Origin of the sequence: Phreatobacter sp. (assembly GCF_016793595.1) — a bacterium.
GTDB lineage: Bacteria > Pseudomonadota > Alphaproteobacteria > Rhizobiales > Phreatobacteraceae > Phreatobacter.
Genome location: NZ_JAEULY010000023.1, coordinates 102,471 through 123,136 on the forward strand (window position 1 = coordinate 102,471; position 20,666 = coordinate 123,136).

The window sequence follows — 20,666 nt, forward strand, 5'->3', positions numbered from 1 at the left end:
ATCAACGCAGCTTCGGATTGAGGGCATCGCGCAGCCAGTCACCCAGAAGGTTGATCGACAGCGCGAGAAGAACGAGGGAAAGCGCGGGGAACAGCAGGATCCACCACTCGCCGGAGAACAGGTATTGCTGGCCGAACCGGATCAGCGTGCCGAGCGAGGGCTGGGTCGCCGGCACGCCGACGCCGAGGAACGACAGCGTCGCCTCCTCGATGATGGCGAGCGCCAGATTGATCGTGGCGATCACGAGAACCGGCCCGGTGACGTTGGGCAGCACGTGGCGCAGCATGATGAAGAAGGGCGAGCGGCCCATGACGCGCGAGGCCTGCACATATTCCTTGTTGCGCTCGACCATGGTCGAGCCGCGCACGGTGCGGGCATATTGCGCCCAGTTCGACAGGCCGATGGCGACGATCAGCACCCAGATCGCCATCTGCTCATGGTGCGCCGGCGGGATGACGCCGCGCGCGACGCCGAAGAACAGCAGCGCGATCAGGATCGCCGGAAACGACAGCTGGATGTCGGCGACGCGCATGATGAAGGCGTCCGTGCGCCCGCCGAGATAGCCGGAGACGAGGCCGAGGCCGACGCCCATGACAACCGAGAAGGCGACCGAGGAGAAGCCGACGAACAGCGACACGCGCGAGCCGTAGAGGATCGCCGAGAACAGGTCGCGGCCCTGATTGTCGGAGCCGAGCATGAACACCGTGTTGGAGCCCATGCCGGCCTCGCCCGGCCGGGTATAGGCGTCGAGCAGGTTGAGCGCCGCCGGGTCGAAGGCGTCCTGCGGCGCGATGAAGTTGGCGCAGAGCGAGGCGGTCAGCAGGATCACCGTCATCGCCGCGGCGACGATCGCCACCGGCGAGTGCCGGAAGCTCCAGGCGATGTCGGAATCCCAGGCGCGCGCCAGCCGCTGGCCGAATGTCGGCGCGGACTTGGTCTTGATGTCGTCGGCGAGAGCCATGGTGCCCTCAATGAGCCGCTGCCGCGCCCGTGCCGCGCAGGCGCGGATCGAGCGCGAAATAGAGAAGATCGACGACGAGGTTGGTGACCACGAAGACGAAGGCCACGAACATCAGATAGGCCGCCATCACGGGTATGTCGACGAACTGCACGGCCTGCACGAACAGCGCGCCGAGCCCCGGCCACTGGAACACGCTCTCGGTGACGATGGCGAAGGCGATGACGCCGCCGAGCTGCAGGCCGGCAATGGTCATGACCGGAACCATCGTGTTCTTCAGCGCGTGGCGGAACCAGATCACCCGCTCCGGCACGCCGCGGGCGCGCGCGAACTTCACATATTCCGTCCGCATCGTTTCCAGCATCTCGGCGCGCACGAGGCGCATGATCAGGGTCAGCTGATAGAAGCCGAGGGTGAGCACCGGCATGACCAGCGACTTCAGGCCCGAAACGGTCAGCAGCCCGGTGGTCCACCAGCCGATCTTCACGGTGTCGCCGCGCCCGAAGGACGGCAGCCAGCGCAGTTCGACCGCGAACAGCCAGATCAGGCCGATGCCGATCAGGAAGGTCGGCAGCGATACGCCGACCAGCGACACTGACAGGATCAGGTGCGAGAGGATGCCGTCCCTGCGGATCGCCGTATAGACGCCGAGCGCTATGCCGACCAGCAGCGCGAAGAGGGCGGAGAGAACCGCGAGCTCGACGGTCGCCGGCAGGCGTTCCGCGATGAGGTCGGAGACCGGCCGTCCCTGCCGGTAGCTGACGCCGAAATTCAGCCGCGCGGCATTGCCGACGAAACGCGCGAACTGGATCGGGAACGGGTCCATCAGGCCGAGCTCGCGGGCCAGCTCCTCGCGATCCTGGATCGTCGCCTCCTGGCCGACCAGGTTCGAGACGGGATCGCCGATGAAGCGGAACATGGAGAAGGCGACCAGCGCGACCGCCAGCATGACCATCGCCGCTTGGGCAAGGCTCTTGACGATATAGGCGATCATGGAACGCGGAACCGGTCTTCAGGGCCGGCGCGAGGCCGGACGATGCAGGCGGCCTCCTCGGCAAGAGGAGACCGCCCAAGCTTGGCTGCGATCAGGAGCCGGCGAAGCGGAACAGCTTGAACCAGGCGCCCGCATCCGGATGGACCGGCACCTCGATGCCGCCGCGCGAGGCGTGGCTGATCGACTGCAGGTGCAGCGGAATGTAGATCGCCTCGTCGCGGAGCTGCTTCTGGATCGCCGCGAGTTCGGCATTGCGGCGCTGGATGTCCGGCATGGTCTGGAGCGCCAGCATCCGCGTGTCGAGCGCCGGGTTGGAATAGCGCGTGCCGTTCCAGGTGCCGTTGCTCGCCGTCCGCGTGTGGTAGAGGAAGGTCAGGATATATTCCGCGTCATAGGTCGGGATGCCCCAGCCGACGAGGAAGAAGTCGAGTTCCTCGCGCTGCAACTCCGGGAAGTGCTGCGCCGCCGGCTTGGCCACGAGGTTCGCCCGGATGCCGAGCTGGCCCATCATGGCGACGACCGCCTGACAGATGTTCTCGTCCGAGACATAGCGGTTGTTGGTGCACTGGAGCGTCACCGAGAAGCGGGTATTGCCAGCCTCTGGGCGGCGGCGGACACCCGCTTCGTCCAGCGCGCGGTTGGCGGCGGCGGGATCGAAGCGCGGCACGGCCGCCAGTTCCTGCGAATAGCCGGAGATGAACGGCGAGCCGACATAGCCGATGGGCTGGCCCTGTCCGCGCATCACGACGCGGGTAATGGCGTCGCGGTTGATGGCGCCGTTGATGGCGTTGCGCACGCGCGCATCGGCGAAGGGGTTGCGACCCTTCAGGTCCGAGGACTTCAGCTCGGCCTGCCCGACATTGAAGCCGAGGAAGATGACGCGGTTCTCGGGGCCGGTCGTCACCTTGATGCCCTGGCTCTGGGCGAGGCGGGCGATGTCCTGCACCGGCACGTCGTGGACGACATCCACCTCGCCGGAGAGCAGCGCGGCGATACGGGTCGCGTCCTGCTGGATCGGCACGAGGATCAGCTCGGACACTTCCAGCGGAAACTGGCCCTTGCCCCAGTAGCCGTCGAACCGGCGCATCACCGTGCGCACGTCCGGCTCGCGCGAGACGAGTGTGAACGGCCCGGTGCCCATGGCGTTGCGCGTCGCGCCGTTCTCCTGGCGCTCGCGGATGTTCTGCGGCTCAAGCGCGTTGTTCGCCTCGGCCCAGGCCTTGGACATCATGAAGATGTTGGTGAGGTTCTCCGGCAGCAGCGGATTCGGCGCCTTGGTCTTGACCCGGATCGTATGGGCATCGACCTTGGTGACGCTCTCGATCGAGGTCAGAAGACCGCGATAGTCGGATGTCGGGCGGCGCGCGCGATCGAAGGAGAACACGGCATCGTCGGCGGTGAAGTCGGTGCCGTTGTGGAACTTGACGCCCTGCCGGAGCTTGAACTCCCAGACGGTCGGATCGTCGGGCAGGATGCGCCATTCGGTGGCCAGCGTCGGCACCAGCTTGCCGTCATAGCCGCGGATGACGAGCGTCTCGTAGATCTGATGGGCAAGGTTCGAGGTCGGGCCGATATTGGCCGACATCGGATCGAGCGTCTGGGCGTCGACCGAGCGCGCCCAGCGCACGGTGCGGGCCTCGGCGACCGTCACGAAAGCCGCGGCTGCGAGCAGCGCGCCGGCAAGGAGCTTTGATCCAAAACGCATCCAACGTCTCCGCAAAGCAGATGGCGGCCGGGCCCCTCGCCCGGCTCATTGGAGCGATCATAAACAGGCCTTTCGGCACTGTCACGGAAGCGTTGTGGACGAAATGCCGCGCAAACGGGCGTGTTCGCGGCCTAGGCAGCGGGTTTCGGGGGCGGCCCCTGCGGCTTGATCTCGATCTCGATGAACGCGAAGTCGCGGCCGGAAATGTTGATGATGTTGTGCTCGACGCCCTCCTGCCGGAAATAGGGCTCGTGCGTCTTCATCTCGTACTCGCCCGAGGTGCCGCCCGGCAGTTCGGCGATCAGCTTGCCGTCCGCCAGCGGCACGACGACATAGTCCCAGCCGTGGCGATGCCAGCCGGTCTCCGCGCCGTCGGTGAAGTTCCATTGGGTGACCTTCACCTTGTCGTTGTCGATAAGAACCTGCGGGTCGGCCGGCGGGCGGCAGGTGAAGGTCATGGCGAGGTCCTTTCGATATGCGTCAGGCCAGCCGAGCGGCCGGCGATGAGCCAGTAGACGAAGCCGCCGGCAAGGCCCGCGACGAGCGCCACGATCACCTTGGTCGCGGTGATCGCCTGTTCGGCGCCGAGGATCGGGTCGGGCGGCTCGGAGCTTGCCTGCGCCCAGGCGAAGACCAGCGTCGCCACCGCGCCGAGCAATCCGACGCCGAGGTGGAAGGTGAGCGAGCGCCAGCGCATGGCCTCGGCGACGAATTCGACCATCAGCAGCGGCCACATGAACCGCGCGGCCTGAAATGTCAGGAAACCGACCATGACGCCGCCGGCCAGCGGCTCGGGCACACGGCCGCGATTGAGGTCGAACAGCAGCACGATGGCCGCGCCGACGGCGATCGCCAGAATGAAGCCGGCCGCGACGATCAGCAGCCGGACGAGGTAGTGAAGGAATCGCCCCATCATGGGCGGCGACCTTAGTCGCCGCCACCGCTACGCGGAAGCGCTGCCTTGGAAGCGCAGGCCTGCGCCGTGCTGCTCAGCGCACCAGCGCCCCGTAGATCAGGTTCTTGAACAGCATGCGCGTGTGCACGCGGTTCGAGGGGCCCTGCGCCATCAGGATGCCGACCACGCCCTCGCGCGGATCGATGGTGAAGCTGGTGCCCCAGGCGCCCGCCCACATGGCATCGCCGGTCGAGCCCGGCGCCACCGCGAAGCCCTCCTGCAGCCTCACCGCGAAGCCGAGACCGAAGCCGTAGCCGGGCCCGGTCGAGGCGGCGGTCGAGCCACCCATGCCGACGAGGTGGTTCGACAGCATGAAGTTCACCCAGCGCGAGGACAGCAGCCGCGCGCCCTCGAACTCGCCGCCGTTCAGGATCATCTGCGCGAAGCGGAAATAGTCCTCGGCGGTCGAGACCATGCCGGCGCCGCCCCGCAGGTACTGGCCGTTTTCCGCCGGATTCTCTAAGATGCGATAGGCCGAAATGAACGGCGCCTTCAGAGGGTCGCTGTCCAGCGCCTCGGCGAGGCGCGAGCGGCGCGCCTCCGGCACGAACCAGGCGGTGTCGCGCATGTCGAGCGGGTCGAGGATCATCTCCTTGACCAGCACGTCGAGCCGCTTGCCGGTGACGCGCTCCAAGAGCAGGCCGAGCACGTCCACCGAGATCGAATATTCGAAATTCGTGCCGGGCTGCTGGGTCAGCGGAATCTGGCCGAGCCGGCGCAGCATCTCGTCGCCGGCGATGTTCGCCGTGCGGCCCTCGATGTTCTGGTCGTCAAGGAGCTGCTTGATGCGCGGCGAGCGCACCGCGCCGGCATAGGTGAAGCCGGCGGAATGCCGCAGCAGGTCCTGCACGGTGATCGGCCGCGTCAGCGCGACATCCTCCGATGTCGTCGTGCCGTCGGGATTGGTGCGGCGCACCTCGACCTTGAGGTCGCGCAGCTCGGTCAGCCAGTTGGTGATCGGGTCGGAGAGCTTCATCCGCCCCTGCTCGATCAGCATCACCGCCGCCGTCGAGACGATCGGCTTGGTCATCGAGGCCAGCATGAAGATCGTGTCGCGGGTCATCGGCTGCGTCTTGGCCGCATCGCGGAAGCCATGCGCCTCGAAATGGATGATCCGGCCGCGCCGGGCGATCAGCGTCACCGCGCCGGGGAACATGGCGCGCTCCACCTCACCGCGCATGACCGGGCTGATCCGGCCGAGCCGCTCGCGCGAGAAGCCCATCACCGTATCCTCGCGGAGCCGGCGGCCTTCGCGCCCGCGCCGGTCGAGGCGCTCGCCGCGCTCCAGCCGTGGGTCGCGATCGAAGCCCGGTCCGCCATCGCGCTCGAAACGGCCGCCGGGGCCGGGCCCCGGCCCGAACTGCGCGGATGCGGTGGTCGTGTGGGTCAGGCTGCCGGCAAACGTCAGAACCAGCGCCGCAGCGCCGTGTCGCATGAACCGCATGGGTTCCTCCCGCATCGTGATAGCTTGCCCGGTCTTGCCGCCGGTCGGGCCAAGCTCACCATTGCGGGCGCGGCGGGGTCAAGGGCCGCGCTCGCGCGCCGGCCCTCGCGCCACGCGTTCAGTCCACCATGCTCATCGCGCGGAAGGCGTCCTGTTCGGCCTTGGACATCAGCTCCGCCCGCTCCTTGGCGCGCAGCTTTTCCGTCTCGCTCTTGAGCTGGCCGCAGGCGGCGAGGATGTCGCGCCCGCGCGGCGTGCGTACGGGTGAGGAATAGCCCGCGTCAAACACGATTTCCGAAAAGCGCTCGATCTGCTCCCAATCCGAGCACTCGTATTTCGAACCCGGCCACGGGTTGAACGGGATCAGGTTGATCTTGGCGGGAATGCCCTTCAGCAGCCGCACCAGCCGCTTCGCGTCGTCGATGGAATCGTTGACGCCCTTGAGCATCACATATTCGAAGGTGATGCGGCGGGCGTTCGACGCGGCCGGGTAGTTGCGGCAGGCGTCCAGCAGGTCGGCGATGGGGTATTTCCGGTTCAGCGGCACCAGTTCGTCGCGCAGGGTGTCGGTGACCGCGTGCAGCGAGATCGCCAGCGAGACGCCGGTCTCCTCGCCGACCCTGCCGATCTCCGGCACGACGCCCGAGGTCGACAGCGTGATGCGCCGTTTCGACAGCTGCAGGCCGTCCTGATCCAGCAGCACTTTCAGCGCTGCTGTGACGTTCTCGACATTGTAGAGCGGCTCGCCCATGCCCATCAGCACGATGTTCGAGACGAAGCGCCCGCCGTCATCGGGCACGAAGGCGCCTTCGGGCGGCTCCTGTCCCGGCCAGTCGCCGAGCCGGTCGCGCGCGACGATGATCTGCGCCACGATCTCGGCGGCGGTGAGGTTGCGCACCAGCTTTTGCGTGCCGGTATGGCAGAACGAGCAGGTCAGCGTGCAGCCGACCTGGCTGGAAATGCACAGCGTGCCGCGGTCGCGCGTCGGGATATAGACGGTCTCGATCTCGTGCCATTTCTCGCCGGCGATGCTCGGCGGAATCCGCATCAGCCATTTGCGGGTGCCGTCCACCGACACCTGCTCGACCACGACCTCGGGCCGGTCCAGCGTATAGTTCTCCACGAGCGCCGCGCGCAGGTGCTTGGAGACGTTGGACATCTCCTCGAACGTCTTGGCTCCCCGCTGGTAGATCCAGCCCCAGAGCTGGGAAACGCGCATACGCGTCTCCTTACCCTCGATGCCGATGGCTTCGAGCGCGGCCTTCAGCCCGGCGCGGTCGAGACCGACCAGCGAGGGCTTCAGGGGCAGGGCTTGCGCCGGCGCGGCGCCTGCGGCGGCGGCCTTCGCAACGGGCTTGGCATTCGCGAGATCGAGCGTCGGCATCGGGTCAAACGTCCTAGCAAGCGCGCGCCTATAGCACGAAAGCCGCGCTCAGGCAGCAATTCTGCCGCCGGGCGATCAGTTCGTCGGCGCGCCGTCGGCGCATTCACGCCGGGCATGGTCGAGGGCGGCGGCAAATCCGTCGAGCGAATAGGTGTCGGTCGTCGCCTCGCCCAGCTCCGAGAGCGACTGCACGCTCATCCATGGATAGCGGCGCATGGCGGCGACCAGTCGCGTCTCGTCGGCAAGGTCGGCGATCCAGGCGCCCTGGCTGTCGCCGGCAAGGGCGAAGGTCTCGCCGCCGATGTCGACGTTCGAGCGACGCGCCACCTCGAAACCGAACATGATCGATATCTCGTCACGCACCCGATCGTCGGGGCGGGTCGTGACGAAGATGAAGGCCCGCCCTCGGACCGCACCTTCCGGCTCGCGCAGATGCGGCGAGCCCGCCGCATAGCAGAGCTTGCCGTGATTGGTGTCGGCGAGGACGACCTGCCACTCGGCATGGGTCGCGACAACCCGGTTGATGCCGCTGATCGCCTGCGCGCCAGCCGGCGCGCCGCCGGCCAGCATCATGCCGGCGACGACGGCAAAGGCCGCAAGGCGCAAGGCCGTCAGCGGCATTCCTGCGCGACGCGGTCCAGTGCCTGGCCGAGGCCGCTCAGCGAATAGGTGTCGGTGGTGACGTTCCCCCGCGCCGAAGTGGAGCGGACGGTCAGCTGCGACCCCGCGCGCATGGCCTGGACCATGCGGCCCTCCTCCTGGGCGTTCTTGATCCAGGCGCCGTTGGCCTGGGTGTAGAGCGCGAAGTTCGTGGAGCCGATGGCGACCGTGGCGTCGCCGCGCAGCGGGAAGCCGAGCGTCAGCGACACCTCGTTGCGGACGTTTTCGCCGGGGCGCGAGGTCAGGAAGAAGAAGGCAGGGTCGCGCTGCAGGTTGCCGGGCGCGCGCGCCTTTGGCTGCGAGGCGGCATAGCAGACCTTGCCGCGCTGCGTGGTCGAGGTGAACACACCCCAGTCACCGAACTGGGCGACGGCCGAGCCCTGCTGCGCGGCGGCGGCGGCGTTGCCGGGGCGGGCTGCCTGAGCGAGCACATCGCTGGAATGGGTAGCAACAGCACTCAGAACGAGCGCTGCGGAGAGGGTCGGGAAGAGGGGATAGCGGGTGGAGCGCATCGCGGAACTCGGCTCTTCAATCGGATTTCGGGAGACGGCGGCTCCGCCGGGATGTGGGTATGGTGTCGGCCATCATGGTAAACATGCGGTAAAGACGCATCCTTTTTCGCGGCGGACGCCTCCGCCGTCGGCATAGTCGCCGTACCGCCGCTCCCAGCCGAGGTAATTGGGAGCCAATCCCGGCAAGACTAGGGCAGTTTCACGAAACTCCCGGTTGCGGATGCCGATGAGGCAGCCCGACACGACCGGCCCGACAACCCTTCAGCACCGGTATCCGGCGAATTCGCCGCCCCGCTGGCCGTCCCGGCGCCGCGCGTGGGACGACGTTGCGGCCGGCCCGCTCAAATGCCGTCAGGACGGAGCAATCGAACCGCGCCGGTCGCCATCGATACTCATGACCAGAAGCGCAAATCTGTACGTCCACACCGGGGAAGCGGACAGGCGTTTCGGAACTGTCACGCGCCGATGGAGGCCATGATGCATTCCCATGACATCGCCAGCGCCTTGATCACCGAGCCCCTGCTGATCGCTCTGGTCCTTGCGACCGGCCTTGCCCTCGCGGCCCTGCTCATCCTGTTCGTCGCCGACATGCTCGGCCAGATCCGCCGCATGGAGCAGAACCTGACGCCGGCCTACAGCCGCGAGACCTGGCTGCGGCGGCAGATCGTGCTGATGGCGCACGAGCGCGAACGCCTGCGCTGAAACGACAACGGGCGGCTGAAGCCGCCCGTGACACTTATCGGATGCGGAGCCGAACTCAGCCCCAGGTCCGGATATCGACGAAGTGGCCTTCCACCGCCGCCGCCGCCGCCATGATCGGCGAGACGAGGTGGGTGCGGCCCTTGTAGCCCTGACGCCCCTCGAAATTGCGGTTGGAGGTCGAGGCGCAGCGCTCGCCGGGCTTCAGCTTGTCGGGGTTCATGGCGAGGCACATGGAGCAGCCCGCCTCGCGCCATTCGAAACCGGCGGCGGTGAAGATCTTGTCCAGACCCTCCTGCTCGGCCTGCTCCTTCACGAGGCCGGAGCCCGGCACGATCATCGCCGACACCGTGGATGCGACCTTGCGGTCCTTCACGATGCGCGCGACCTCGCGCAGGTCCTCGATGCGCGAATTGGTGCAGGAGCCGATGAACACCTTGTCCAGGCGGATGTCGGTGATCCTGGTGCCCGGCTTGAGGTCCATGTACTCAAGCGCGCGCCACTTGGAGAGGCGCTTGTTCTCGTCGTCGATCTCGTCCGGGTTCGGCACCATGCCCTGCACGGAGATGACATCCTCGGGGGACGTGCCCCAGGAGACGATGGGCGGCAGGTTGTTGGCGTCGAGCACGACCGTGCGGTCGAAATGGGCGCCCTCTTCCGTGTAGAGCGTCTCCCAGTATTTCACCGCCATGTCCCAGGCCATGCCCTTCGGGGCCTTCGGGCGGCCCTTCAGATAGGCGTAGGTCTTCTCGTCCGGCGCGATCAGGCCGGCGCGCGCGCCGCCCTCGATGGACATGTTGCAGATGGTCATCCGCCCTTCCATCGAGATGGCGCGGATCGCCTCGCCGGCATATTCGATCACCGAGCCGGTGCCGCCGGCCGTGCCGATCTCGCCGATGATCGCGAGGATGATGTCCTTCGCCGTCACGCCGTCCTTCAGCGTGCCGTCGACGCGGACGAGCATGTTCTTCGCCTTTTTCTGGATCAGCGTCTGGGTGGCGAGCACATGCTCCACCTCCGAGGTGCCGATGCCATGGGCGAGCGCGCCGAAGGCGCCGTGGGTCGAGGTGTGGCTGTCGCCGCAGACGATGGTCGTGCCCGGCAGGGTGAAGCCCTGCTCCGGCCCGATGACGTGGACGATGCCCTGGCGGATGTCGGCGGCGTCGTAATATTCGATGCCGAACTCCTTGGAGTTCTGCGCCAGCGCATCCACCTGCGTGCGGCTTTCCTCGTCCTTGATGCCGAACTTGCGGTCCGAGGTGGTCGCGATGTTGTGGTCGACCACGGCAAGCGTCTTCTGCGGCGCACGCACCTTGCGGCCCGTCGTGCGCAGCCCCTCGAAAGCCTGCGGGCTCGTCACCTCGTGGACGAGATGGCGGTCAATGTAGAGAAGGCAGGTGCCATCGTCCTGCCGGTCGACCACGTGGTCGTCCCAGATCTTGTCGTAGAGCGTGCGCGGTGCGGCCATGGCGGACCCCCGTTATTCAACAAAGTGGCGGGTCTCATACCCTTGAATCGGTCAAGAGAGAAGGCCCGTTGCGGCGCCTGCATGACAGGGCGGCGGCATGCGCCGCCCCGGCTGCGCCTCAGGCGCCGAAGCACCAGGCCAGCACGCCCTTTTGCGCGTGCAGACGGTTTTCGGCCTCGTCGAACACCACCGATTGCGGCCCGTCCATCACCTCGTCGGTGACTTCCTCGCCGCGATGGGCCGGCAGGCAGTGCATGAAGATCGCGTCGGAACTGGCCGCACTCATCAGCTGCTTGTTGACCTGATAGGCTTTCAGCAGGTTGTGGCGGCGGCCGGCATCCTCGTCACCCATCGACACCCAGCAGTCGGTGACGACGCAATCCGCGCCCTCCACCGCATGGTATGGATCGGACGACCAGGTGATGTCGCCGCCGGCGCGCTGGGCCGCTGCGATGATCTCGCGGCGCGGGGCGAGCTCCTCCGGCGTCGCGATGTTCAGCTTGAAGCCGAAACGCGGCGCTGCCTCGATCCACGATCCCAGCACGTTGTTGTCGTCGCCGGCCCAGGCGATCGTCCGGCCTTTGATCGAACCCTTCTTCTCCTCGAAAGTGAGGATGTCGGCCATGATCTGGCAGGGATGCGACCGCTTGGTCAGGCCGTTGATCACCGGCACGGTCGCCGCCGCCGCGAGTTCCCGCACGGCATTGTGGTCGAGCATGCGGATCATGATGGCATCGACATAGCGCGAGAGCACCCGCGCCGTGTCCGAAATGGTCTCGCCGCGGCCGAGCTGCATCTCGGCCCCGGTGAGCATGATCGTCTCGCCGCCGAGCTCGCGCATGCCGACATCGAAGGAAACGCGCGTGCGGGTCGACGGGCGCTCGAAGATCATCGCCAGCACCTTGCCGGCCAGCGGCTTCTCGGCCGCCGGCGTACGCCGGGTCTTCTTCAATTCGCGCGAGCGATCGAGAATGGTTCTCAGTTCGGCCCCGGCGAAGTCGCCGAGGTCGATGAAATGCCTCAAGGGGGTGGTCACTCGGCGGCTCCCCTGACGAGGGTGACCTCGAGGTTGCGCGCCGCCTTGTCCAGCATGCCGACCGCGATGTCGATCTCGGCGTCCGAGACGTTGAGCGGCGGAATGAGGCGGATGACGTTGTCGCCCGCCGGCACGACCAGCAGGTTCTCCTTGCGCAGTTCCGCCGTCACGTCGCCGTTCGGCAGCACGCATTTGAGGCCGGTGAGCAGGCCGGCGCCGCGCACCTGATCGAACACCTTCGGATGCTGGTCGACGAGCCCCGCGAGCTTCTGCTTGAACAGCAGGGACTTGCGCTGCACGTCCTCCAGGAAGCCCGGGGCCAGCACCACGTCGAGCACGGCATTGCCGACCGCCATGGCGAGCGGATTGCCGCCGAAGGTCGTGCCGTGCGTGCCGGGCGTGAACACCGCCGCGCATTTCTCCACCGCCAGCACCGCGCCGAGCGGGAAGCCGCCGCCGATGCCCTTGGCGATCGACATGATGTCCGGCGCAACTCCCGCCCACTCATAGGCGAAGAGCTTGCCGGTGCGGCCGACGCCGGTCTGCACCTCGTCGAAGATCAGCAGCATGCCGTGCCTGTCGCAGAGATCGCGCAGGTAGCGCAGCTCTTCGGTCGGAACCTCGCGCAGGCCGCCTTCGCCCTGGACCGGCTCGATCATCAGCGCCGCCGTGTCGGCACCGATCAGCGCTTCCAGCGCCTTGCGGTCGCCGAACGGCACCTGGTCGAAGCCCTCGACCTTCGGACCGAAGCCCTCAAGGTACTTCTTCTGGCCGCCGGCCGCGATGGTCGCCAGCGTGCGGCCATGGAAGGCGCCCTCGAAGGTGACGATCCGGTAGCGGTTCTCCTCGCCGCGCGAAGCATGGAACTTGCGCGCCATCTTGATGGCGCCCTCGTTCGCTTCCGCGCCCGAATTGCAGAACAGCACCGAGTCCGCGAAGGTCGCGTCGATCAGACGCTTCGCCAGCCGCTCGGCATCCGGGACGTTATGCAGGTTGGAGACGTGCCAGACCTTCTTGGCCTGCTCTGTCAGAGCCTCGACGAGATGGGGATGGGCGTGGCCGAGCACGTTGACCGCGATCCCTGCGCCGAAGTCGAGGACTCGTCGCCCGTCCGCCGTCACCAGCCAGCAACCCTCGCCCCGCTCGAAGGCGAGTTCGGACCGTGCATAGTTCGGCATCAGCGGCGTGATCACTTCGACCTCCTCGTCGAATACTCCCGAAAGTCAGAAAAAAACGGCCGCCCCGAGGGGGCGGCACGGCTTGAAGCTATGTGGTCGGAGCGCCGAAAAGTCAAGGTTCCCGACGGTAAGCCGGCGTTACGCCGGGACGAGCCGCACGCATCAGCTTCGGCCCGGCACGATCTCCCCGTCCTCCTTGACGAAGTCGCCGATGGCGGGGCTGCCAAGGATGTCGAGCACCACCTCCGAGGGCCGGCAGAGCCTTGTGCCGAGTTCCGTCTCGACGATGGGGCGGTTGATGAGGATCGGATGGATCATCATGGCGTCGATCAGATGCTCGTCGCTCAGCGCCGGGTTGTCGAGGCCGAGCGCGGCATAGGGTGTGTCCTTCTGGCGCAGCAGCTCTCGCGGGCCGATCTCCATCGCCGCCATCAGGGCGACGAGGCGCTCGCGGCTCGGCGGCGCCTTCAGATATTCGATGACAACGGGTTCCTCGCCGCTCTGGCGGATCATGGCGAGCGTGTTGCGCGACGTGCCGCAATCGGGATTGTGGTAGATGGTGACGGTCATTCAGCGGGCTCCCCTGCCGGTCTTGCGGTGGCGCCGGCGAGAAGCCAGCCCATGAATGCGAGGGCGCAGGCGGCGCCCGCGAGCTCCGCCACGATGAATCCCGGAAGATCGACGGGGCGGATGCCCGAGAAGGTCGCGGTCAGCGACCTTGCTACCGCCACCGCCGGATTGGCGAAGGAGGTCGATGCAGTGAACCAGTAGGCGGCGGTGATGTAGAGGCCGACCAGCCAGGGCACGGCCTGCGCGGCGAAGCGCAGACCGCCGAATATGGTCGCCACCAGTCCGAAGGCTGCCACCCATTCGGCGAACCATTGCGACGCGCCCGTCCGGATCTTCGGCGAGATGCCGAAAGGGGCGAGACCGAACATGAGATGGGCGATGGCGGTTCCGGCAATGCCACCGAGGACCTGCGCGGCGGCATAGGCCGTCGCCTCGCGACCGGCGAGGTCGCCGCGCAGCGCGAAGACCATCGACACGGCCGGGTTGAAATGCGCACCGGAGACCGGCCCCAGGATCGCGATGAGGACAACGAGAATGGCGCCGGTCGGCAGCGTGTTGCAGAGCAGGGCCAACGCCTGATCGCGGGTCAGTCCATCCGCCATGATGCCCGACCCGACGACGGTCGCGACCAGCATCGCGGTGCCGATGGCCTCGGCCGCCAGTCGGCGCGGCAGGTCGAAGGTCATCGGCCCCTGCCCCCCGTCGCCTTCGCGGCGCGGCGCGGCGCGAGCTGGTCCGTCAGCGGCGCGCACACCTCCGGGCGCCCGCCGCAGCAATCCTGGACGAGGTGCAGCGTCACCGCGCGAAACCGGTCGAGGTCCGCGCGATAGACGATCGAGCGGCCACGCCGCTCGCCGCGCACCAGCCCTGCCCGCGCCAGCACCGCGAGATGCGCCGACATCGTGTTCTGCGTCACCGCGAGCTCGCGGCCGATCTCGCCGGCGGGGATGCCTTCCGGCTCGCGCGCGACCAGCATGCGAAAGCTGGCGAGCCGGGTCGGCTGGGCGAGCGCAGAGAGCACGGCGATGGTCTCGATATCATCCATATATCGAGAATTATCGATTCAACATGACAGCGACAAGACAGGCCCGCGCCGACCCTGCCGGCATGACTCGCAAGGGAAGGTCCAACCCCGTGAAATCGCTCCTTCGGAGTGACTCAAAAAGCACACTCTTCTTAAGGTCTTGGTAAGACTCAGCCATCCGGCGCGGTTCCGGCCGCGCGGCCTGTGGATGGATTCGCCACGCTCCTCAACTCACTGGGGAAAACGGCCCGTGGATTCGCCGGACTCTTGCGCCAGATTCAATCGATAGCGTAGTGTCCGGGCATCGGCATACGACATCTCGTGCGGCGGACCTAACCACAGGCGTATCAGCGTCCCAGCGACGCCCCATTCCGGGGCGGCGCGGGAGAGCGGATTCTGATGGCCGCCGCCCAACCCCGGGGGAGACAGGCACATGCAACAGTTGCAGTGGACCGACGAGCGGGTCGAGCTTCTCAAGAAGCTCTGGAACGACGGGCTTAGCGCCAGCCAGATCGCCGGCGAACTGGGTCAGGTGACGCGCAACGCTGTCATCGGCAAGGTCCATCGCCTCGGCCTGTCCGGCCGGGCCAAGGCCCCGTCCTCCTCGGCCCCGCGTGCCCGCAAGCCCGCGCGCGCGACGCCCTCGGCTCCGCCCCGCCCGTCCATGCCGGCGTCCCGCTCCAACCTCGCCTTCAAGCCGCGCCCGGCGCCTGATCTGATGCCGGCGGTGGACGTGGCGCCACTGCCCGAGATCGACAATGTCGTTCCCATGGGTGAGCGCTGCACGATCATGGAGCTGAAGGAATATTCCTGCCGCTGGCCGATCGGCGAGCCCGGCACCGAGGAGTTCCGCTACTGCGGCGCCCGCTCCGGCACCGGCATCCCCTATTGCGGCTACCACGCCCGCATCGCCTACCAGCCGGTGGTCGACCGTCGTCGCGACCGCAAGGTCGCCAGCGGTCGCTGACGCGCCTTCTACAACAAGAAAATCTCTCGACCCCCAAACGGCCCTCTCCCCGGAGAGGGCTTTTCTTTTGGGCCGGTTAGAACGGCATCATCCGCTCGACCGCGAGATAGCCGGTCAGCAGCGCCGCTCCGAACAGCACCACCAGCGCCGCCGCCGCCACCTCGACCGCGCTCAGAAGCAGGGTGATCGAGCCCGCGCGCGCGGAGGCGAGCCTCACCGCCAGCGCTTTCGCGCCGGAGGCGAGCGCCGCGATCGCGGCGACCGTCAGCGCCGTGCCGGCCGCCATGGCGAAGGTCGCCGCGATGCCGGCGTGGACGATGCCCTGCGACAGCGCGAAGACCAGCACGAGGATCGCGCCCGTGCAGGGCCTCAGGCCCACGCTGACGATCACCGCCAGAGCCTCCCGCCATGAGCGGATGCGCGCGACCTGTTCCGCCGCCGGCAGATGGGCGCAATTGTCGTCGCAGGCCATGCCCGCGACCGGCCGGCCCGAGCGCCACGAGGCGAAGCGCGCGACGAAGGCGCGCCCCTTCGACCAGAGCAGCCTGAGGCCGATGACCACGATCAGCGCATAGGCGACGATCTCGATCCAGTTGACGACCTGCCCCATGGTCCGCGCCGTCGCGCCGAGCACCGCCGCGAGGAAGCCGACCAGCGCGATGGCGGTGAACGCCTGGAGCAGGGACGACAGGGCGGCCAGCACGAGGCCGCGGCGCATCGTTTCGCCCGTGGCGACGATATAGGACGAGATCACCGCCTTGCCGTGGCCGGGCCCCGCCGCATGGAACACCCCGTAGAGAAACGACACGCCGACCAGCGTCGCGAAGGCCGCCCGGTCCCCGGAGCGGATGCCGCGCACGGCGGCCGAGAGCTGCCGGTAGAAGGCCGCCTGCTGCTCGATGATCCAGCCGACGAGACCGGTCGGGGCCGGCGGCCGGGCGCCGCCAAAGGCCGAGGGCGGCGCCTGCGCCAGCGCATCACCGAGACCAATGACAAGGATGGCGCAGGCAGCCGCGAGGGCCGCCGCGCGGGCGATCCGTGTCGCCCTCACTGGCAGTTCACCGTGTAGCGGCCAGCGAACTGCGCGCCGAAATTGGCGTTGGGGCCGAGCGCCTGGAAGAAGCTCTCCGACAGCGTGGCGGCGGACTGACCGCCGCCGCGCGGCGGCGTGTAGTCGAGCCTGCACGCGGCTGGCGCATCCACGAGGCGCATGGGCTCGCCGTCAGCGGGCACGAAGGCGACGAAATAGTCGGGGTCGTAGATCTCGACCGTCAGCGGTCGCCCGGTCGCCTTGAACGGTGTCGCGACCGGCACGGTGAAGTGCAGCACGAGCTTGCCGTTCCTCACCTCCGACCAGGCATCGCGCACCGCGCCGAAGGACACGAAACGGCGCTCGTGCTTGAGCACCGTGAAGAAGCGCTGCTGCCCCAGATGCTCGACATTCACATTGGTCAGTTCGGCGAGCTCCTCGCGGCTGAGTTGGCCGTCGCCATTCTTGTCGAGGCCCTGCGTCGCATAGGTCGAGTACATCTCGTCGAAGGTCCAGATGTGCTCGACGGCCGTCACCTGGCCAGAGGCGTCGTGCGTGATGCGCGTCTCGGTCTCGACCTGCACGTGCGGATGGGCGAACGCGGCCCCGGCTCCGAGGGCCAGGTAAGCGGAGAACGCAAGGGCGAGGAGCCTGAGCGGCGGCACGGAGAACCCCGAATTGTGTGACGCTCCTTCTTGGCGGTCCGAACGCGGCCAAGATATGGCGGACCATATGGCGGAGCTTATGGTTAACGAAAGGTTGCATGGCTCGCGCCCCGACGCGGCCCTTGCTTCGCCCCTGGCCGGATGGAATGGTCCGCACTTCGATTTCGAGGATGCCATGCTTGCCAATCTGACCATCGACAGCGGCCGTCTGTGGGACATGCTGATGGAGACCGCCACCATCGGCGGCACGCCCAAGGGCGGCATCCGCCGCCTCAGCCTCTCCGACGAGGACCGGCGCGTGCGCGACTGGTTCCGCAGGGAATGCGAGGCGCTCGGCTGCACCGTTCACGTCGACACCGCCGGCAACATGGTCGCCGTCCGCCCCGGCAAGGACCGCACGAAGAAGCCCATCGCCATGGGCAGCCACCTCGACACCCAGCCGACGGGCGGCAAGTTCGATGGCATTCTCGGCGTGCTTGGCGGGCTGGAGGTCATGAAGACGCTCCATCAGGCTGGCTACGAGACCAATTCGCCGATCGCGCTGGTCAACTGGACCAACGAGGAGGGCGCGCGCTTCTCGCCCTCCATGGTCGGCTCCGCCGTCTATGCCGGGGTCTATAGCCAGGCCCAGATGGACGCCTACAAGGACAAGGACGGCGTCACGCAGGGCGAGGCGCTGGATGCCATCGGCTATCGCGGCCCCGAAAAGCCGGGTTCGCTCGGCTTCCAGGCCTATTTCGAACTGCATATCGAGCAGGGGCCGATCCTCGAGGAAGAAGGCCAGACCATCGGCATCGTCACCGGCATCCAGGGGATCAAGTGGTTCACCTGCGCCATTCTTGGCCGGGAGAGCCATGCCGGCACCACGCCGATGGCCTATCGCCGCGACGCGCTGGCGGCGTTCGCCGAGGCCGCGACCGAGATCCGCAAGATCGCGCTGGACCATGGCGGCCTGGCCACCATCGGCATCGTCTCGGCCCATCCCGGCTCGCCCAACATCATCCCCGGCGAGGTCAGGTTCACGCTCGACATGCGCCATCATCAGGACGCCGAGCTGAAGCAGATGGTCACCAAGGCCAGGGTCGCCATCGCCGAGGCATCGACCCGGCATGATGCTGCTTACACGGTGGAGCCGCTGCAGGACTCGCCGGCCCAGCCCTTTGACGAGACCTGCATCGCCATGGTGCGCGCCGCCACCGAGAAGCTCGGCCTGAAGGCGCGCGAGATCACCTCCGGCGCCGGCCACGACGCCATGTATACCGCCCGCGTCTGCCCGACCTCGATGATCTTCGTGCCCTGCGCCGAAGGCCTCAGCCACAACGAGGCGGAAAGCGCGACGCAGGCCGATTGCGGCCATGGCGCGCAGGTCCTGCTGGAAGCCGTGCTCGCCTATGACGTCCGCGGATAAGCCGCCGTCCCGGCCGGCGCTTCCCTTGGCCCCCGCACGCTGGTAGACCGCCGACGGAAACGAGCGGGAGACACCCATGTCCGAGATGCGCCTCGTCATCGCCGGAGCCGCCGGCCATATGGGCCGCGTTCTGGTCCGGCTGGTTCAGGAGACGCCGGGGCTGAAGCTGAGCGGCGCCACCGAGCCGGCAGGCCATGTCGCCATCGGCGAGGATGCCGGCCTTCTGGCCGGCGCGGGCCGCGCGCTCGTCCAGATCACCTCGGACACCGATGCCGCCCTCGCGCAGGCCGACGGCATCGTCGACTTCACCATTCCCGCCGTCTCCGTGGACATTGCCGGCCTCGCCGCCAAGCACCGCAAGGTGCATATCTGCGGCACGACCGGCTTCTCGGCGGCCGAGAACGAGGCCATCGCCTCCTCCGCCCGCATCGCCACCATCGTCAAATCGGGCAATTTCTCGCTCGGCGTGAATCTGCTCGCGGCGCTGGTCAAGCGCGCGGCCGAGGCCCTCGACGAGGACTTCGACATCGAGGTCGTCGAGATGCACCACAATCGGAAGATCGACGCGCCCTCGGGCACGGCTCTGATGTTCGGCGAGGCCGCCGCCAGAGGCCGCGGCATCGAGCTTGCCGCGAAATCCGAGCGCGGTCGCGACGGCCAGACCGGGGCGCGCAATCGCGGCCATATCGGCTTTGCCTCGCTGCGCGGCGGCACGGTGGTCGGCGAGCATTCGGTGGTCTTCGCCGGCCCGACCGAGCGCATCGTCATGAGCCACCTCGCCGAGGACCGGGCGCTGTTCGCCCGTGGTGCGCTGAAGGCCGCGCTCTGGGCGCGCAGCAAGCCCGCCGGCCTCTATTCCATGGCCGATGTTCTCGGCCTCTGAACTCCCGCCAAGGATCCCGACATGACCGAACGGCTTCTCGTGCTCACCCGCCATGGCGAGAGCGAGTGGAACCTGAAGAACCTCTTCACCGGCTGGAAGGACCCCGGCCTGACGGAGAAGGGCGTGGAAGAGGCGAAGCGCGCCGGCCGACAGCTCAAAAGCCTCGGCCTTTCGTTTGACATCGCCTACACGTCCGACCTCTCGCGCGCCCAGCGCACCCTGTCGCTGATCCTCGACGAAATCGGCCAGCCCGGCCTTGAGACGATCAGGGACTTCCGGCTGAACGAGCGCGACTACGGCGACCTCTCCGGCCTCAACAAGGCCGAGACCGCGGCCAAATACGGCGAGGATCAGGTCCACATCTGGCGTCGCTCCTACGACGTGCCCCCGCCCGGCGGCGAGAGTCTGAAGGACACCGTGGCGCGCGTTCTGCCCTATTACGTAGCGGAAATCCTGCCGCGAGTGATGCGCGGCGAGCGTGTCCTCGTCGCTGCCCACGGCAACTCGCTGCGCGCGCTCGCCATGGTGCTCGACCGCCTGGACGAGAAGACCATCCCGACGCTGGAGCTGAAGACCGGCGTGCCATTGGTCTATCGCCTGAACGCCGACACGACGGTCGCGAGCAAGCAGGTTCTGGAAGGCTGACGCCGGTCAGGCCTTGCGGCGCGGTGCCGCGCGCGACATGTCGGCCGCCGGGTCGGGAATAACCGCGCGTCCCGTCGCCACCGCCATCGAGGCAGAATCGAAGAAGCACTTCATCCGAGAGATCAGGTTGCCTTCGAAGGCAATGAGGTCGCAGCGCTCGCTCTCGATCATCCGGCCCGTGCGGACAAATTCCAGCGTGGCGTGCCAGTGAATGACGGCATCGTCATCCTTGGCGATGATCTTCTCGATGAGGAATTCGCGAACGGCGAAGTCTTCATGGAACACGCGGACCGATTCACGCAGGCCCGCTTTCCCGACCCTGAGCCCGGAATGGGGGTTGAGTACCGGATTGCCGACGAGTTGGAACTCGCAGTCTTCGGTCACAAGCGATTGGAGAGCGATCTCGTCGCCGCGCGCCCACGCCGCGTAGGCGACCTTGACGAGATGCTCGCGGGGCAGAGGATCGGTCACCAAGTGGAGG

General features: G+C 67.5%; 23 protein-coding genes. 5 read left to right on the forward strand and 18 right to left on the reverse strand.

Annotated elements, in window-relative coordinates:
- Position 1: 1 nt before the first annotated feature.
- The 9 genes from JNK84_RS21000 to JNK84_RS21040 all read right to left on the reverse strand — a co-directional run bounded on the left by JNK84_RS21000 (position 2) and on the right by JNK84_RS21040 (position 8,612).
- Positions 2-961: an ABC transporter permease gene (locus JNK84_RS21000; RefSeq protein ID WP_293427889.1), complete on the reverse strand. Its 960-nt coding sequence runs from the start codon at positions 959-961 to the stop codon at positions 2-4.
- Positions 962-968: 7 nt separating this feature from the next.
- Complete coding sequence (locus JNK84_RS21005; RefSeq protein ID WP_293427891.1) at positions 969-1,952, reverse strand: ABC transporter permease; 984 nt, start codon at positions 1,950-1,952, stop codon at positions 969-971.
- Between the two features lie 91 nt (positions 1,953-2,043).
- A complete protein-coding gene (locus tag JNK84_RS21010; protein WP_293427893.1) occupies positions 2,044-3,657 on the reverse strand; it encodes an ABC transporter substrate-binding protein in 1,614 nt (537 codons plus the stop codon).
- 131 nt (positions 3,658-3,788) lie between these two features.
- On the reverse strand, positions 3,789-4,115 hold the full coding sequence (locus JNK84_RS21015; protein WP_293427895.1) for a cupin domain-containing protein: 327 nt from the start codon (positions 4,113-4,115) through the stop codon (positions 3,789-3,791).
- Positions 4,112-4,573: a hypothetical protein gene (locus JNK84_RS21020; protein WP_293427897.1), complete on the reverse strand. Its 462-nt coding sequence runs from the start codon at positions 4,571-4,573 to the stop codon at positions 4,112-4,114. Before JNK84_RS21020 ends, JNK84_RS21015 begins: the two co-directional genes overlap by 4 nt.
- Before the next feature lie 73 nt (positions 4,574-4,646).
- Complete coding sequence (locus JNK84_RS21025; protein ID WP_293427899.1) at positions 4,647-6,056, reverse strand: serine hydrolase domain-containing protein; 1,410 nt, start codon at positions 6,054-6,056, stop codon at positions 4,647-4,649.
- A gap of 118 nt (positions 6,057-6,174) precedes the next feature.
- Positions 6,175-7,440 (reverse strand): 23S rRNA (adenine(2503)-C(2))-methyltransferase RlmN, encoded by a 1,266-nt coding sequence (gene rlmN, locus JNK84_RS21030; protein WP_293427901.1) that lies wholly within the window; start codon positions 7,438-7,440, stop codon positions 6,175-6,177.
- Between the two features lie 75 nt (positions 7,441-7,515).
- Positions 7,516-8,061, reverse strand: coding sequence for a hypothetical protein (locus JNK84_RS21035; RefSeq protein WP_293427903.1), 546 nt, complete (start codon positions 8,059-8,061; stop codon positions 7,516-7,518).
- Complete coding sequence (locus tag JNK84_RS21040) at positions 8,052-8,612, reverse strand: invasion associated locus B family protein (RefSeq protein WP_293427905.1); 561 nt, start codon at positions 8,610-8,612, stop codon at positions 8,052-8,054. Before JNK84_RS21040 ends, JNK84_RS21035 begins: the two co-directional genes overlap by 10 nt.
- Before the next feature lie 477 nt (positions 8,613-9,089).
- On the opposite strand from JNK84_RS21040, the gene JNK84_RS21045 reads away from it, so the two are divergent.
- Positions 9,090-9,314 carry a hypothetical protein gene (locus JNK84_RS21045; RefSeq protein WP_293427907.1) on the forward strand — a complete coding sequence of 75 codons (225 nt, stop codon included), beginning with the start codon at positions 9,090-9,092 and terminating at the stop codon, positions 9,312-9,314.
- Between the two features lie 55 nt (positions 9,315-9,369).
- Here JNK84_RS21045 and leuC read toward each other — a convergent pair whose 3' ends face one another.
- The 6 genes from leuC to JNK84_RS21075 all read right to left on the reverse strand — a co-directional run bounded on the left by leuC (position 9,370) and on the right by JNK84_RS21075 (position 14,608).
- Positions 9,370-10,779 (reverse strand): 3-isopropylmalate dehydratase large subunit, encoded by a 1,410-nt coding sequence (leuC, locus tag JNK84_RS21050; protein ID WP_293427909.1) that lies wholly within the window; start codon positions 10,777-10,779, stop codon positions 9,370-9,372.
- A gap of 118 nt (positions 10,780-10,897) precedes the next feature.
- Positions 10,898-11,815, reverse strand: coding sequence for an ornithine carbamoyltransferase (argF, locus tag JNK84_RS21055; protein WP_293427911.1), 918 nt, complete (start codon positions 11,813-11,815; stop codon positions 10,898-10,900).
- Positions 11,812-13,008, reverse strand: coding sequence for an aspartate aminotransferase family protein (locus JNK84_RS21060; RefSeq protein ID WP_293427912.1), 1,197 nt, complete (start codon positions 13,006-13,008; stop codon positions 11,812-11,814). The genes argF and JNK84_RS21060 overlap by 4 nt, the downstream gene beginning before the upstream one ends.
- Positions 13,009-13,155: 147 nt before the next feature.
- A complete protein-coding gene (gene arsC / locus JNK84_RS21065) occupies positions 13,156-13,563 on the reverse strand; it encodes an arsenate reductase (glutaredoxin) (protein WP_293427914.1) in 408 nt (135 codons plus the stop codon).
- A complete protein-coding gene (locus JNK84_RS21070) occupies positions 13,560-14,249 on the reverse strand; it encodes an aquaporin (RefSeq protein ID WP_293427916.1) in 690 nt (229 codons plus the stop codon). The genes arsC and JNK84_RS21070 overlap by 4 nt, the downstream gene beginning before the upstream one ends.
- Complete coding sequence (locus JNK84_RS21075) at positions 14,246-14,608, reverse strand: ArsR/SmtB family transcription factor (RefSeq protein WP_293427918.1); 363 nt, start codon at positions 14,606-14,608, stop codon at positions 14,246-14,248. The genes JNK84_RS21070 and JNK84_RS21075 overlap by 4 nt, the downstream gene beginning before the upstream one ends.
- A gap of 421 nt (positions 14,609-15,029) precedes the next feature.
- On the opposite strand from JNK84_RS21075, the gene JNK84_RS21080 reads away from it, so the two are divergent.
- Positions 15,030-15,554: a GcrA family cell cycle regulator gene (locus JNK84_RS21080; RefSeq protein WP_441343285.1), complete on the forward strand. Its 525-nt coding sequence runs from the start codon at positions 15,030-15,032 to the stop codon at positions 15,552-15,554.
- Positions 15,555-15,630: 76 nt separating this feature from the next.
- Here JNK84_RS21080 and JNK84_RS21085 read toward each other — a convergent pair whose 3' ends face one another.
- Both JNK84_RS21085 and JNK84_RS21090 read right to left on the reverse strand, forming a co-directional pair.
- The gene (locus tag JNK84_RS21085; RefSeq protein WP_293427922.1) at positions 15,631-16,605 is read right to left on the reverse strand and encodes a nickel/cobalt transporter; all 975 of its coding nucleotides are present in this window, start codon (positions 16,603-16,605) and stop codon (positions 15,631-15,633) included.
- The gene (locus JNK84_RS21090) at positions 16,602-17,249 is read right to left on the reverse strand and encodes a DUF1007 family protein (RefSeq protein WP_293427924.1); all 648 of its coding nucleotides are present in this window, start codon (positions 17,247-17,249) and stop codon (positions 16,602-16,604) included. Before JNK84_RS21090 ends, JNK84_RS21085 begins: the two co-directional genes overlap by 4 nt.
- Before the next feature lie 175 nt (positions 17,250-17,424).
- Between JNK84_RS21090 and JNK84_RS21095 the strand changes: the two genes are divergently transcribed.
- The 3 genes from JNK84_RS21095 to JNK84_RS21105 all read left to right on the forward strand — a co-directional run bounded on the left by JNK84_RS21095 (position 17,425) and on the right by JNK84_RS21105 (position 20,185).
- Positions 17,425-18,657 (forward strand): M20 family metallo-hydrolase, encoded by a 1,233-nt coding sequence (locus tag JNK84_RS21095; protein WP_293427926.1) that lies wholly within the window; start codon positions 17,425-17,427, stop codon positions 18,655-18,657.
- Positions 18,658-18,733: 76 nt separating this feature from the next.
- Positions 18,734-19,540, forward strand: coding sequence for a 4-hydroxy-tetrahydrodipicolinate reductase (gene dapB / locus JNK84_RS21100; protein WP_293427928.1), 807 nt, complete (start codon positions 18,734-18,736; stop codon positions 19,538-19,540).
- 21 nt (positions 19,541-19,561) lie between these two features.
- Positions 19,562-20,185: a 2,3-bisphosphoglycerate-dependent phosphoglycerate mutase gene (locus JNK84_RS21105; RefSeq protein ID WP_293427930.1), complete on the forward strand. Its 624-nt coding sequence runs from the start codon at positions 19,562-19,564 to the stop codon at positions 20,183-20,185.
- A gap of 6 nt (positions 20,186-20,191) precedes the next feature.
- Here the strand turns inward: JNK84_RS21105 and JNK84_RS21110 are convergent, their stop codons facing one another.
- On the reverse strand, positions 20,192-20,656 hold the full coding sequence (locus tag JNK84_RS21110) for a nuclear transport factor 2 family protein (protein WP_293427932.1): 465 nt from the start codon (positions 20,654-20,656) through the stop codon (positions 20,192-20,194).
- Between the last annotated feature and the right edge of the window lie 10 nt (positions 20,657-20,666).

Bases quoted from the DNA above. Each gene is read 5' to 3' on its own strand.
- arsC (WP_293427914.1), bottom strand. From the start codon at position 13,563: ATGACCGTCACCATCTACCACAATCCCGATTGCGGCACGTCGCGCAAC.
- JNK84_RS21025 (WP_293427899.1), bottom strand. From the start codon at position 6,056: ATGCGGTTCATGCGACACGGCGCTGCGGCGCTGGTTCTGACGTTTGCC.
- JNK84_RS21015 (WP_293427895.1), bottom strand. From the start codon at position 4,115: ATGACCTTCACCTGCCGCCCGCCGGCCGACCCGCAGGTTCTTATCGAC.
- JNK84_RS21005 (WP_293427891.1), bottom strand. From the start codon at position 1,952: ATGATCGCCTATATCGTCAAGAGCCTTGCCCAAGCGGCGATGGTCATG.
- JNK84_RS21075 (WP_293427918.1), bottom strand. From the start codon at position 14,608: ATGGATGATATCGAGACCATCGCCGTGCTCTCTGCGCTCGCCCAGCCG.
- dapB (WP_293427928.1), top strand. From the start codon at position 18,734: ATGTCCGAGATGCGCCTCGTCATCGCCGGAGCCGCCGGCCATATGGGC.
- JNK84_RS21040 (WP_293427905.1), bottom strand. From the start codon at position 8,612: ATGCGCTCCACCCGCTATCCCCTCTTCCCGACCCTCTCCGCAGCGCTC.
- rlmN (WP_293427901.1), bottom strand. From the start codon at position 7,440: ATGCCGACGCTCGATCTCGCGAATGCCAAGCCCGTTGCGAAGGCCGCC.
- JNK84_RS21010 (WP_293427893.1), bottom strand. From the start codon at position 3,657: ATGCGTTTTGGATCAAAGCTCCTTGCCGGCGCGCTGCTCGCAGCCGCG.
- JNK84_RS21105 (WP_293427930.1), top strand. From the start codon at position 19,562: ATGACCGAACGGCTTCTCGTGCTCACCCGCCATGGCGAGAGCGAGTGG.
- JNK84_RS21070 (WP_293427916.1), bottom strand. From the start codon at position 14,249: ATGACCTTCGACCTGCCGCGCCGACTGGCGGCCGAGGCCATCGGCACC.
- JNK84_RS21045 (WP_293427907.1), top strand. From the start codon at position 9,090: ATGCATTCCCATGACATCGCCAGCGCCTTGATCACCGAGCCCCTGCTG.
- JNK84_RS21000 (WP_293427889.1), bottom strand. From the start codon at position 961: ATGGCTCTCGCCGACGACATCAAGACCAAGTCCGCGCCGACATTCGGC.
- JNK84_RS21020 (WP_293427897.1), bottom strand. From the start codon at position 4,573: ATGATGGGGCGATTCCTTCACTACCTCGTCCGGCTGCTGATCGTCGCG.
- leuC (WP_293427909.1), bottom strand. From the start codon at position 10,779: ATGGCCGCACCGCGCACGCTCTACGACAAGATCTGGGACGACCACGTG.
- JNK84_RS21035 (WP_293427903.1), bottom strand. From the start codon at position 8,061: ATGCCGCTGACGGCCTTGCGCCTTGCGGCCTTTGCCGTCGTCGCCGGC.
- JNK84_RS21095 (WP_293427926.1), top strand. From the start codon at position 17,425: ATGCTTGCCAATCTGACCATCGACAGCGGCCGTCTGTGGGACATGCTG.